This is a genomic window from Nocardia sp. JW2, from assembly GCF_051843015.1.
GTDB lineage: Bacteria > Actinomycetota > Actinomycetes > Mycobacteriales > Mycobacteriaceae > Nocardia > Nocardia coubleae.
In genome coordinates, this window is sequence record NZ_JBPXLK010000006.1 from 53,667 (window position 1) to 66,369 (window position 12,703).

The 12,703-nt window shown below is 65.2% G+C and carries 12 protein-coding genes; 3 read left to right on the plus strand and 9 right to left on the minus strand.

Annotated features, from left to right (window positions below):
- Positions 1-2: 2 nt before the first annotated feature.
- A complete protein-coding gene (locus ACSVDM_RS11220) occupies positions 3-995 on the minus strand; it encodes an MEDS domain-containing protein (protein WP_439264490.1) in 993 nt (330 codons plus the stop codon).
- Between the two features lie 427 nt (positions 996-1,422).
- On the opposite strand from ACSVDM_RS11220, the gene ACSVDM_RS11225 reads away from it, so the two are divergent.
- Positions 1,423-2,928, plus strand: coding sequence for a hypothetical protein (locus ACSVDM_RS11225; protein ID WP_439264492.1), 1,506 nt, complete (start codon positions 1,423-1,425; stop codon positions 2,926-2,928).
- Between the two features lie 903 nt (positions 2,929-3,831).
- On the opposite strand, the gene ACSVDM_RS11230 is transcribed toward ACSVDM_RS11225, so the two are convergent.
- Positions 3,832-3,996, minus strand: coding sequence for a hypothetical protein (locus ACSVDM_RS11230; protein ID WP_439264494.1), 165 nt, complete (start codon positions 3,994-3,996; stop codon positions 3,832-3,834).
- A 96-nt stretch (positions 3,997-4,092) separates the two neighbouring features.
- On the opposite strand from ACSVDM_RS11230, the gene ACSVDM_RS11235 reads away from it, so the two are divergent.
- Positions 4,093-4,968 carry a nitrilase-related carbon-nitrogen hydrolase gene (locus ACSVDM_RS11235; RefSeq protein ID WP_439264496.1) on the plus strand — a complete coding sequence of 292 codons (876 nt, stop codon included), beginning with the start codon at positions 4,093-4,095 and terminating at the stop codon, positions 4,966-4,968.
- Positions 4,969-5,302: 334 nt separating this feature from the next.
- Here the strand turns inward: ACSVDM_RS11235 and ACSVDM_RS11240 are convergent, their stop codons facing one another.
- Positions 5,303-5,767 carry a pyridoxamine 5'-phosphate oxidase family protein gene (locus ACSVDM_RS11240; protein WP_439264498.1) on the minus strand — a complete coding sequence of 155 codons (465 nt, stop codon included), beginning with the start codon at positions 5,765-5,767 and terminating at the stop codon, positions 5,303-5,305.
- Between the two features lie 367 nt (positions 5,768-6,134).
- Here ACSVDM_RS11240 and ACSVDM_RS11245 point away from each other — a divergent pair, with 367 nt between their 5' ends.
- On the plus strand, positions 6,135-7,169 hold the full coding sequence (locus ACSVDM_RS11245; protein ID WP_439264500.1) for a hypothetical protein: 1,035 nt from the start codon (positions 6,135-6,137) through the stop codon (positions 7,167-7,169).
- A gap of 1,531 nt (positions 7,170-8,700) precedes the next feature.
- On the opposite strand, the gene ACSVDM_RS11250 is transcribed toward ACSVDM_RS11245, so the two are convergent.
- From ACSVDM_RS11250 to ACSVDM_RS11275, 6 genes are all read right to left on the minus strand, one after another.
- Entirely contained in the window at positions 8,701-9,522 is an 822-nt protein-coding gene (locus tag ACSVDM_RS11250) for a hypothetical protein (protein WP_439264502.1), read from the minus strand.
- Between the two features lie 58 nt (positions 9,523-9,580).
- The gene (locus tag ACSVDM_RS11255) at positions 9,581-9,904 is read right to left on the minus strand and encodes a hypothetical protein (RefSeq protein ID WP_439264504.1); all 324 of its coding nucleotides are present in this window, start codon (positions 9,902-9,904) and stop codon (positions 9,581-9,583) included.
- A gap of 17 nt (positions 9,905-9,921) precedes the next feature.
- Positions 9,922-10,149 carry a hypothetical protein gene (locus ACSVDM_RS11260; RefSeq protein WP_225280010.1) on the minus strand — a complete coding sequence of 76 codons (228 nt, stop codon included), beginning with the start codon at positions 10,147-10,149 and terminating at the stop codon, positions 9,922-9,924.
- Between the two features lie 198 nt (positions 10,150-10,347).
- The gene (locus tag ACSVDM_RS11265; protein WP_439264506.1) at positions 10,348-11,403 is read right to left on the minus strand and encodes an SEFIR domain-containing protein; all 1,056 of its coding nucleotides are present in this window, start codon (positions 11,401-11,403) and stop codon (positions 10,348-10,350) included.
- 195 nt (positions 11,404-11,598) lie between these two features.
- A complete protein-coding gene (locus ACSVDM_RS11270; RefSeq protein WP_439264508.1) occupies positions 11,599-12,372 on the minus strand; it encodes a Mov34/MPN/PAD-1 family protein in 774 nt (257 codons plus the stop codon).
- A 6-nt stretch (positions 12,373-12,378) separates the two neighbouring features.
- A complete protein-coding gene (locus ACSVDM_RS11275; protein ID WP_063006029.1) occupies positions 12,379-12,648 on the minus strand; it encodes a hypothetical protein in 270 nt (89 codons plus the stop codon).
- Between the last annotated feature and the right edge of the window lie 55 nt (positions 12,649-12,703).

The following is a 12,703-nucleotide window of genomic DNA, read 5'->3' on the forward strand; positions in this document are numbered from 1 at the left end:
TCTCAGATTCCTTCCCTCAGGTCAGGGGAGGGGATTTCGCACCACACGTTCTTGGCGTGCCCTGCCGGGTCCGGTTCGATGCCCCATCGGCTGCCCAGTGCCGCGATCAGGATCAAACCACGTCCACCGACCGCACTTCCGCGGTCGGTGCCCATGACCGGTCGGCGCGGGCTGAGGTCCTCCGCCTCGATCCTCACCGTCCCCTCGGTCTGGGACAAACGAATCCGGAACGCGGTATGCGCGTGGGCAACCGCGTTCGCGGCGAGTTCGGAAACGACCAGGGCGGCATCGTCGATGACCGCGGGGCCGTGCTGCCATTCCCCCAGCCTGCCGGTGACGAATCGGCGCGCGGCGCTGACGGCGCTTGGTACCGGCAGATAGGTTCGAGAATCGCTGTTCGGGTCGGCGCTCGGCCCGAGCTCGGGCTGGGCGGCGGTGTAGCTGTCGGGAGCGACGATCTCGGAATGATGGGCGCACACTTGCTGCAGGCGCACCAGATCGTCGGCGCCGGCGAGCATGTCACGCGGATAGGCACAGTAGAGCAGGAACCGATGGCTCTGAGCCAACTCGTTCCACATCGCTTCGAGCTCGATCGCGGCGGCCGGATCGCCGTCGGCCCACAGCAGCGCCACCATCTCACCGAACGCGCGCACGGAACGCCCACCCGCACTCGCAGCGGCGATGACCTCGCCGATCACTTCGGCGAAACGAGCCCGGTCGAGCGCGCCGTCGATGGTGAAGCTCGCCAAGGTCTGCGCGGCATCCAGGGCTCGATAGCGGCCGGCCGCGGTCAGGGCAGTCAAGTCCAAGCCGTGCTCGCTCAACCGCGTCGCGATGGCTTCCCGATGGGCGGGTGTGGCGATCACCACGGCCGCACCGTCGGTGTCCAACCCCTGTCCGAGGAAGTCGCTGACGTTGCGGGCCAGCTCATCCAGTCCGTCATAAATGCTCACGACGTGGTCGTGCGGTGGAGCCACCCCAGCCTGGACACTCATAAGGACGAGGCTACGGTATCCGGCCGGTCACCGGGACCGCGATTCCGAGCGCAGTGGATCTGCGTGGGCCCGGCGAGGTTGTCGACGCCTCGGGCCTGGGTGGCCTCCGCTGATGTCGTCGGTTTCTCGAGGATCTCTCGGATTGAGCGATGTTGAACCCAAGCGCTCTGCCTGCGGTTTCGCGACTCGCACGCTCGTCCTGATGCTGACCGCGGTCAGCTTCACCGACACCGGGCTGTACCTGCTGTTCGGTGGCTGCGCCGGGAACGGCAGGCTGATCGGCAATCAGGGGCGAAACCGAGGACGAAGACCAGGACTGGGTGATGAAACCTCGTTGACGGCGTGTCATTCGGGGCCTTCGCGGGAGTCGGCGCACACTACAGCACACGCATCGATCGCGAAGATTTCATACAGAAGGGCCTTCTGGATGAAGACATCGATTCTCGACCTGCTCGGACGAATTCGCGTCGGAAATACGGTGCTCGCGTTGGTCGTGAGCACGCTGTCGGTGATGGCGGCTGTGCCCGGCCCGGCGATGGCAGCGCCCGCCGACTCCTTCACGTCCGCCGACGTCGGCTTCGCGGAAGGCTCAGGTGACGGCGCGGACATCGTGCGGCGTCTGCCCGCCATGCAGGCCGCGGTGTCGCCCAAGGTTCCGATGCTGCGCCTCGACCTCGACTGGTGGTCGGTCGAACCGGCTCGTGGGGCGCCGCTGCGGTGGGACCGGTTGGACCCGGTCGTGGATGCCGCCGCCGCCCGCGGAATGCGGGTTCTGCTCGTTCTCGCCTACGCGCCGCCGTGGGCGAACGGCGGTCACAGCGGCGACAAATGGTTCCCGACCCGCGACCAGGACTGGACCTCGATCGTGGATCGCACGGTCGCGCACTTCGGCGGCAAGGTCCAGGCATACGAGATCTGGAACGAACCGAACTTCGTGAACTTCGCCAACTTCGTCGGCGACCGCAAAGCGCGTTACTGGCAGCTCGTCAAACTCGCCTACCCGCGGGTGAAGGCGCGCTGTCCCGGGTGCGTTGTTCTGGCCGGGGCGTCGGGGGCGGGGACGGTGCAGGGTGGGACCAATCCGAACGCGCCGTCGGCCTGGTTGGACTGGGCGTACAGCCGTGGGTATCGCGGCTATTTCGATGCTGTCGCGCACCACCCGTATCCGGCGTGGAACTCGGGCAAAGGCCCCGCCGATCCCGAATGCGTCAATCGTTGGTGGAATATGTTCGGGCCACCCTCGGAGTCCGCGCCGTGTGGTGAGCTCGCCCTGGTGCACTCGGTGATGGTTCGCCACGGCGACACCGCGAAGAAGGTGTGGGCTACCGAATTCGGCTATCCGACAGCCGGACTCGTGGCCATCCCGAGCGCGAGCACCGTCAGCAGGTACCTCGTGCAGGGCGTCCGGATGTGGCGTGCGCTGCCATATGCGGGTCCGCTGATCGTGTACTCCTACCGTGATCGCTGCACCGCCGCCGATGATCCCGAGTGCCACTTCGGCCTGGTGACCACGACGATGGCGAGCAAGGAACCGATCACCGCCGATGTCAGCGCGGCCCTGCGTGGTGACGGTGTCACGCCGGTCCCGAGTTGGCCCGAGCGATTGGCAGCGGGGGCGACCCTGGCCCGCGGGTCCGCGCTCCGGTCCCGCAACGGACTCTACGAGCTGTGGCTACAGGGTGATGGCAACCTGGTGCTCTATCGGACCAGCGGGGAAGTGCTGTGGTCGACCGCGACGACGAACGGAGAGAATCTGGTCAACCAGAACGACGGCAACCTGGTCCTGTACACCGGAAGCGGGGCCGCGGCGTGGTCGTCGAGGACGTGGACCACGGGCCCGTCGACGTTGGTCCTGGAAGACACCGGCAATTTGGTGCTCTACCGCAACGACGGAGGGGCGATCACCTGGTCCACGGGAACGGCACAAGGATAACCGAAGGCCCCGAAACAGGGCCCACACAGTATGTGCGGGCCAGTTTGTCGTAACGTGTCGCGACACCATGCCAATGCTTCGCTTTGTTGAACGCCCGCTCGAGCACATCGCGCACCTTATGGGCGTCTAGTCGAACCTGGGCGGGCATCCACCGGCACGGCCACGGCGTTTCCAGTTGACTACCTGAGACCGTTGCGGAATCACCGCGAAGATCCGCCTGCTGCGCAAGACTTTCGGTTCGCTGCCGAGGAATACGCCTTATCGGCTAGCACCCGATCAGGATTGTGTCGCGGTGGCCACCGGCCGGCTTCGGGACCGCGATCACGACGAGCGCCGCCGGCATCATCGGCGAGCGTCAACGCGGCCAGCACCCGATCCCAGGCGGCCTTATAAACCAGTCAGGTGCTCAGCGAGAAACACGTCATCGAGAGTCGTCTCGCCGCGCTGGATCAGCAGGCAGCTGGACACTCACCGATGACCAAGGATGAGATCAGGAGCCTAGTCAGCTCCGTGGGCGGACTACTCAACGCCTTGCGCCGGTCGGATCCCGCCGACAAGCATCAGGTGTACCGGCAGCTCGGCGTGAAACTGACCTACAACGACGACAACACACGGGCCGATGTCGGCCCCGGACCTGCGGGGATGGTCCGATCGAGATCCCGCCGGTAGCGAGCGGTGCGCCGTCGGCCCCGCACCCGCGGGGATGTTCCGCACGTAATCGACCTCGCCATGCCCCACGGCGCGTCGGCCGCCGACGATGCGTGTCGGCCACGCACCCAGGTAGTAGCTCTCTGGTTCAGATGGAATCTTTCGCAGCCGCGGTCCGTGCGGGAGTACACGCCGATCCGTCGATCGAGTGGCGCGCGCCCGCGTCCATTCTCGACGTCCTCGAAAGGGCCGCGATCAGGACTTGCGGAACTCGGTTGTGCGGTGGCGGCGGTGCAGCTCGCCGATCGCGGTGCCGTCGGCGGTGTTGAACGCGGTGAGCAGGGTCGTGGTGCCGCGACGTGCGTAGGCGTTCCAGATCCCAGCACTTGCGTGTGCTGCGCGATCTATCGGAGGCGGCAACTCGGGTGACTGTGATCTCAGCTGTCGGTGCGTGAGGACCGGCGGTATCGCGTGTCCTTTCTCGTGAAGGTGTCACAGCTGGATCGAGGAGAGACGATGACGAGCAGGGTGCGAGTGGCGGCTGTGCAGGCCGAGCCTCGGTGGCTGGATGTGTCCGCCGGCGTCGACCAGGTCATCACGTTGATCGAGGCCGCGTCGGAGCAGGGCGCCCGGTTGGTCGCTTTCCCCGAGACGTTCATACCCGGTTTCCCATGGTGGATGTGGTTGCGCGCGGTCGAGTGGGACGGCGACATCCTCGCCAGGTACCACGCCAATTCGATGACCGTCGACGGCCCCGAGCTGCGCGCGATCCGCTACGCCGCACGCCGCCGAGGCATCCACGTCGGCCTCGGCTTCTCCGAGCGAGCCGGGAACCGCGTGTTCATGTCCCAGGCGCTGATCGACGATCAGGGCGACATCACCGTCTCCCGCAAGACGCTGCCCACCGCCCTGGAACGCAGCGTGTTCGGCACGGCGGACGGGCCCGCGCTGCTGCGTGAAACCGCACTCGGCACGATCGGGGCGCTCGGTGGCGCCGACCATTTCCTGTCCGGCGCGTGCGAGGCAATGCAGCGGGCGGGTGAACACATCCATCTGGCGTCCTGGCCCGGCTTCACGTTCTGCCGCGGTGACACCCGGATCGACGCGGCGGAACTGAGCACCGCTGCCAGCCGCAGGTACGCGCGGGCGGCTCGCAGCTACCTGCTGGCCCCGACTGCGGTAGTCCCGGTGCGCGGATGGCAGGCCGCGGCGGAGGGCCGCGCCGACGTGCTGCACGGGGGCAGCGGTGTCGCCCGGATCCTCGGCCCCGACGGTCACGACCTCGCGATCCCGATGAATCCCGACCAGGAAGGGCTGCTCGTCGCCGACCTCATCGTCGCCACCGCGCGCTATCGCCCTGCCTTGCCGTTCGCCGACCGCGCGCTCGCCTGACAACTCCGCGACACACACCCCACGGTCCGCGCGCCTCGGTGCGACGACGACTAAGAAGTTGTCATGGTCGGCCCCGGATGGGACCGACGAATACCGATAATTTCCGGGTCGGACTGCAGCGCCGTCCATCGATGCGGCGGGTGACACTGGCACGGCGGGAGAGATCGGTGCGCGAGACCGGCCCGATGAACCCGCGAGGCCGGTCGATCGGGGAGGTCGCTGTGCTGCTGTTGGTCGGCCCCGATTCGGAGTTGTCATCCGCCGAGGAAGTTTCGCTAGTAACCGTGGCGAGGATCGGTTGGTTGGCGTGGTCCCGGTGGTGCCGGCGAGCGTTCTACTCCATCGGAGATCGTCGTGCGTCGGAAAGGGGAGTCCGCCAAGCTGCGGGATCGGCAACGGCAAATCTGCGACCGGTCACTGAGGTCGGTACGAGCCGGATGAAGAAGTTCTTCGCGCCGCCCTGCCACGGGAACAGGGGTAGATCCACGGTGTCCATCAGGTCACCGATTTCACGAATCCCTTCGGCGCGACCCTTGATTACTATGCTCCAGGCTTCGTGGGACTCGGCCAGGTAGCCGTCGACCTCCAATGCGACGCGCGGATTCGACAAGGCGGCGGACATCTTCGTACCGGGCGCGGATCTGAACACGATGGTTCCATGGTCGACCAAGTAGTTGAGAGGGAAGATATCCGGGTCGTCGTCCACCGACACGGCGAGGCGGCCTATCTCCTGGGTGCGGAGCAAGGCCCAGCATTCGTTGACAGCGAGTTCTTCGGCTTTCGGGTTGTCGTTTTCCATTTCTCAGCCTTTCTGTCGTGAACGCCGGCCGATAATCGTCTTCCCTAGGAACCACTTCACAGTGTGCTGGATTCATTCCGGATGCACGACCACCACCGAGCAGTCGGCGTGCTGAACCACGGTGCCAGGCAGGTTCGCGACACGGCGCTTCTCAACGAGTCTCAACATTGCGGTGAGGTCCTCTTCTTTCAGGCACGGACAGTGCCACCGCCCTGGAGCGGCCGTCCGCTCGCGGTTGGACTCGGCCGTCACGATAGGCTCACGCGGACAAGAGGTTGGCGTTCCTGGAGGTGTGGTGCGCGGGGGGAAGTTCGCCGAGGCAGTCTGTTTGGCCGCTGTGGCAGCGATGGTGGCAGGGTGTGGGCAATTGGTCGAAGGCTCGCCGATCCCGGTGAGCACAGATCCAGCCGCGACGGTGCCGCCGCAGTCGGCCATCTTTCCCGGCGACCTCGCGGAGGCCAGCGTGGCACCGGGCACCGCGGACTTGATGGGGCGTGTCCGGTCCTCGCACGCGTGCTTGCTGCATGATCGGGAGTTTGCGCGGCGCTACGGGACCCCTGCCGACGGCTGGTTGATCGAGAGATTCAGCAAGTGCGGGGTGATGGTCAACTCCGATGTCGAGCCCGGCGCGGGCTACATCTTCGAGTTGTCGCTTGCCGATGCATATCTCAGCATCGATCGCGACCAGGACACCGCCGAAGCAGTCGGTGGCCATGAGGTGTTCCGGTCACGAACCAGCTACGGCACCCACGACTGCACCTACTACCTTCCGATCGGCAAGACAGGGTTCGCGCACGGCCTGCGCGGTCGGCGTGTCCATTCCCCCGGCCAGCCCAGCGAATGGCCTGCCCGCTGTGAATCCACCAAGGAGTACCTGGGTGCTCTGGCGGATACCTTGATCGAGATGCCGCCGCGCGACATCGGCGCATCACCTGGATCGCGGTCCCTGGTGCAGAAGAATCCGTGCGCGGCTGATGTGAAGATCCGGGATCTGTTTCCCGGCTGGAACGGTGGACAGACCGGGTGGGTCAGCGCGTACTCGTGCACGCTCGACTTGAGCAAGCCGGGAGACCCCTACAAGATCACCGTCACAGCGACGTTCATGCGTAACAACGAGCAAGCCGCGGTACGACCGGAAGACCGGGTCGTCACCCACGAGGGCATGAGTGGAGTCGAATACCCGTCGACGGGGAATGCCGCACTGCCGTCACCCAACAAATGTGGCTACGCGCTGACCTATGTTCCGGCCGCGGTACCGGGGGCGGCCACGGCGCACGTGGTGAGTGTGTCGGTGGACGCCAACCCGCACAACCCACTGGCTGCCAGCTGGCCCGCGGCGCCGTTCGACATGTGCGAGCGTGCTCGGGCGGTCAGCAGTGCGGTCCTGGCCGGTATTGGCTGACAACCGACCATCCGAAGGTTGCTATCGTGTCGCCTGCCGGAAGTCGCGGCGCTTCTTATCGCTCCGGTGGATTCGCGAAGCACACGCGCCCGAGCGGAATTGGTAGAGCCTAGTGACCATATTTGCGGCGACGGAGGAAGGGAAGTCACTCTCGGCCTGGAGGCGGCGGATCTCGGTCTTGGTACGACAGTTGCTGGTCATGGTCGGCTCCGTGTGCGGGTCGTCCCACGCTCGATCCCGCCGGGTTGCGTTGATGACCTAGCAACTCTCACGACCAATTTGGAGGTCAACCGAACAGACGCAATCGCCTATATTTCGAGTGGGGCATATCCATTTGGCACGGTGCCCCAGCTTCAGCTGATCTCGTTTTATCCGGCTGATATCGGAGATTTGGATGCTTCAGAGGTCGGCTCACAGGAGATGGGTATCTTTCTGGATCTGCGGGAGCGCGTCAGTTTCCGGAGGGTCAACCTATCTTCGCGCTTACCGGTCCACACCCTGTAGCGCGATGGAACGGCGGCAGGGTTGTCATCCTACTCAGGGCATACGTGGGTCAGGTGCATATCGATATTGTTAACCCGGAGAATGCTGTATGGCTTGGCGATCTAGACGGCGATGATAACTTCTAGCGCAGTCCCGGATGATCGGATAGTCCCCTGGGGTTGGCTGCCGGCGAAAGTAATGCTCTGACACGTTCGTCGGGAGATGTTTGGGAGACCGCCTTTACGTCCGTCAACGTGGTTATGCAGATCGGAACGACTCGCACCGGGAGGAGTGAATCGCCCCGGTGAGTCCGGAGACCTATCGGTGTGACAGCCCAACGGCGTGCTGGGCTGGGTGTTGAGCGTAGGACGGTTCGACCACTACGCACACGGTCTGATTCAGCGGACATCATTGGTGCTGGACTGACGGCGCAATCATCCTGAAGCTCTTCTCATCCAGCGGTCTACTCCGCAAACCGCCCGCTACAGGCATGACGGTTGGCGGATTTTAACCCGTGACCACTTGACGCCGGTTCACGTCGTCCGAAAGCTACCCGAAAGTACCCAAAACTACTGGGATAACAGGACTTTGGCGCGCGCAGCATCCTGGTTACTTCCCATCGTTTCCCGCTGTTTCCGGCTATTTCTGTGTGATTGATGTGGGTTGGGTCGAGTACCGCGGACGCGGCCTTGCTGCGCTTTCAAGAAGTCGTCAACTTCGCCCGTGCTCGGTCGGTGTCGTGACGATGCACCGGCAGGCCGCTCGATGGACGGCTAGGGCGCTGTGACGCTGCGGTATGACGGTGCTGCTCAGGGCGCGTGATGAGGTGGTGTGTATGTGGAACCGGATGCTGGTCTGCCGTGTTGGTGATTTCGGCCACGGAGCGGTCGAAAGTGAATGAAGTTTGGCTGGTTGGTCTGCAAACGCGCAGGTCAATTGGTATGCTCCCCGCGCGAGCGGGGATGAGCCCGGGATGAAGCTTTCGCCACCAGTTTCGCCTACGTGCTCCCGGGGACCTCGGTGTGGCGTGAAACCGGAGATCGGCCGGTCAGAAGCGTTCGAGGTCATAGAGTTCGGCCCCGGAGGTGTCGAAGACCGACGCATGATCGGCATCCGAGAACACGACGAGGTAAGTGGCACGATTGGAGCTCTGAACGACGCGTAGCGAGTACCTGCCTTCGGCGTCGGGTTTGCTGGACATCGAGCACGTCATCGGGCCGCCGATGTCGAGCGGTCGACCGTTGCTGTAGTAGAACCCATCGCAAGCGCCGCCGTCGGAACCGAAGGTTTTGGTGCCGGTGCCGTCGGAGGCAGACCAGGCGCCGGACATCGTCTCGGCACCGCCGACCTGCTGCGCTTCTTGTTGGCTGGTCAGCTGGTTGGCGGAGAAACCGAGCAGCGTGACCACCCCGATGACGACGAACGTCGCGAGGACCGGGTGGCGCCGGGCCTGGTTGACGACCTTGTTCCTGACATTGACCGGGCCCGAGGCGTGAATATCGCCCGCTACACCGAAATTGCCGGAGTAGGTGCGCGACCCGGCATCGGACGGGACGGGAGACGGAGCCGGGGTTGCGGTCAGTCGCGCGAGTTCGGCGCCGAATCGGCTGTCGGCGGCGACCGCCGCCGAAATCGACCGTTCCACCGCGACATGGGTTTCCGCGGACACCGCGCCGTCGGTGGCGCGGGCCTCGTAGAACAGTTGTTGCACGGCCGGGTCGCCGCCGAGCTTGGCGACAACAGCCTCGCGCACCCCATCGATCGCGAGGTCGAGCGCTCGGCCGGTGATTCCGTTGATAGGTTGGCGGACTCGGCCGGCCTTGCCGATCGCCCAGGCGACCAACATGGTCACGGCAATTTCCACGGTCATCGCGTATTCACCTTTCCCGAATTGCGGGGCGCGCCGCGGTGGGCCGCGGCGCGCCGGTTCAGCCCCATGTGCTGGAGTCCCAGTCGACGGCGTTGTCGATCTGCTGTGTGCCGTTGCGGCCCGCCTTGCCCCCGGTGTCCTTGCTGAATCCGAAAGTGCCGCAGTAGGAGTCCACTTCGGTGCGCACGCCGATGGTGTTGGCGGTCGACAGCGTTTCGAGGTCGTGGGCGGACAACAGGTCGTCGAGGGTTTCGTTCTGTTCCTCGTAGCTCATCGCCGCGAACTCGGAACAGGTCACCGTCGTCGGGTCCTGCCCGCACGAGACGGACGCCAGGACCAAGACGATGCCTACCGTCACCGTGGTGACGCGTCGGAATGTCATCGGCGATCCACTCCCGGTCATCGACTCAGGCCCGCGAAGAGGACGAGCCCACCCACGATGGGCAGCGCGTAGAACCAGTCCGTCATGAAGTAGCTGCCGCGCGAGAACGCGATATAGCCTCCGTATCCCACGGATATCAGCCCCAGCACGATCGCCACGATCGCGCCCGAACCGTAGAAATTGAATCCGGCTACACAGAGCGTGATTCCGAATACCGCTACGAACAATGCGTTGACATATCGCATTCGATTACCTCTTATCCGTTTCCGAAGGGCGGGGTGCGCATTCGAGTGCACCCCGCCCGGTGCCCGAATCGGCGGGCCTTCTCGTGACGACGCCGTGGGCGTTGCCGCATCGAGAATGCGCTGCTGCGGTGGTGTCGGGGCGTGTGGCGTGGAAACGCTGAAATACGCTGAACGCCACTGGAAACGGAGAGGTAGCCCTCAGGCGAACAGGGTGGGGTTCCCCCAGGCCAGAGCCGGTAGCTTGCTTGGACGCCCGACGGCCGCACCCAATCCGGCGAGCATCGGATTGGCGACCGTGTCGGGACGATAGGCGACCAGGCGTAGCCGCAGGACATCGCTCACGTCGTAGCGGATACGCGCCGGTTCACCGTAGGTCACCTCGACCTGTTTCTGCGCCTCGCCGTCGAGGAAGACCTGGAAGTAGCCGATCTGGCGCGCGTCGACGGCGTCGTCCAGGATTCCGACCAGGGTCTCGAACTCGTGGAACGACCGGCGCAGGTTGTACTCGATCGGGCTACGCGGGTCGCCACAGAAATTCGCACAGCGGTGAACAATGCTGTTGCCGTAGTGGATTCCGTTCAGATCGGCTCCGGTGATCTGCAGATCCGGTCCGCGCGTGATCGGGTCCAAAGCGTCGGTGAGCAGTCGTGCCGTGCGCTTGCGTGGTGCGACATCGGCAGGCTGTGTTTCGGTGCGTCGGGTACCGAACCGCGGCCCGACCCAGGTGCCACGAGGCGGCGCGGGATGTTCGGTGACTCCACTGAGCGCCGCGAGCAGATCGTTGACGCCCTCGGTCGTGAATTCGCTGATCTCATACCGGGTGGTGGAATGAGCGGTCAGGAAGACCGGGACCTCGTCGACCGAGCGGCCAGGGAGGATGACCGGCAGAATTCGCCGGGTTTCCCTCGGACGATCCCTCGTGATGCCGTCGCGGATGATCGCCGCCTCGAACTGTGCGCCCCGCCCCTCGTCCGCGGCGGCGGTGCCGTCCGCACGGCGTTTGTAGGCGGGAGAGGCGATGACGAGCACGAAATCCGCCTCGGTCAGTTGCTCGATGGCCCACAGCGACCAGTCGAGGCGCTCCTTGTCGTCCCAGACGTCGAGCCGGACGTCGACGCCCGCCTCGCTGCGGAGGAACGTGCTGAACTCGCGTACCAACTCCTTGTGCTCAGGTGAGTCGTGCGAATAGGAGACGAACACCCGTGGTGCGCTGTCCGAGGCCGGCGGGCCGGCCGAGTCCAGCTCGGTGCTCACTGGAGCGAGGTGGGCTGCTCAGCAGCCCGTGTCGGCGTCATCGTTGTCTTGTTCCTCATGTCGTCCCTTCTGATCGACGTCCCGAAGATGTTCTGCCCGAGTGGAATACGAATCGCGCGGCGCGCTCGCCACCCCGTGGCGAAGTCGGTGACGGGCCAGAATGGTAGGCGAGGTCGAGCTCGTCGCGGATTGGATTCACCACGACAGATCCGCCACGGTGTCCAGAGCCCGCACCAACCGGGATCCCGCCGCGACGGTCAGATCCCAGGTGAGTGGCAGCGGAAGTATGCGGTGGTGGTGGTCGACGGTGCGTACGGCCAACGCGATCGGAGCCTGGGTCGGGTACAGCAGCGGGAACAACAGCGTCAGCACGAGCGACTCGGTGCGCAGAGCGACCGCGATATGGACGACCCCTTCGACATCGGCGGTTCTCGGTGTGGATACCGATGCGCCGAGTGTCGCCGCGAGTCTGGCGCAGTCTCGTCCGATCGGCAGGATCTGCACTCGGGCGGGACGGACCTCGACCGCGCCCAGCGTGGTCGGCGTCGAGACGAAGACGGCCATGACGCCGTTGGGCAGGAGCACGTGGTGGTCTTCGGTGCGCTGATTCTGTCGGGTCACAATGGGCGTGACATACCTGCCCAGCCATGGCGTCAGGCGCAGGCAATCGGCGAACGCCACGAGGTCCGCGGCTGAGGGATGCTCGGCGCCCTCGGTGTGCGAGTGCACGATTCCCTTCAATTCGAGGTCGGGTTCGACCAACTCGACGCGCGTGAGGGCGCGCTGGAACGCCGCTGAGAAACGGAAGGTCGCCGTCGGCGAAACACCGTCCGGGTCAGGAAGAAATGACGTGATCAGTGGCATTCCGAGCGGACCGAGCAACCCGCCACCACGTTCCGGTGGGTGGGCGGCAACGTGCTGGTCGATGGCGGTGAGGGCGGAGTCGACGATGGAGATGTGGCGGAACATCTGCCTTCACGCGCCCCGTTGGGCGTCGGGGCCGAAGTCGTCGCCCCCCGCGGGTAGTCGATGTCGTCGCGCAGCGGTTTGCGCGTGCAGCGGCACTGTCGTCACCTGCGAGAACTGGCGGTCGAGTGGCTCGTCCGCCCTGTCCACCAGCAGAATTCGGCCGTCGGAGTCCAGCACCAGGCCGTACGGACGGAACGGATCGCACCTCGGCCTCGACTCCGCCGCATCGAAGGGGACGTCATCGTGGGATCTGGGCCGGCTCATCGCCTCGGACACGGGCGTCTCCTTCGGTAGACTGAACCGTCATGCCAGCACGGGCGAGGTGCGGGGC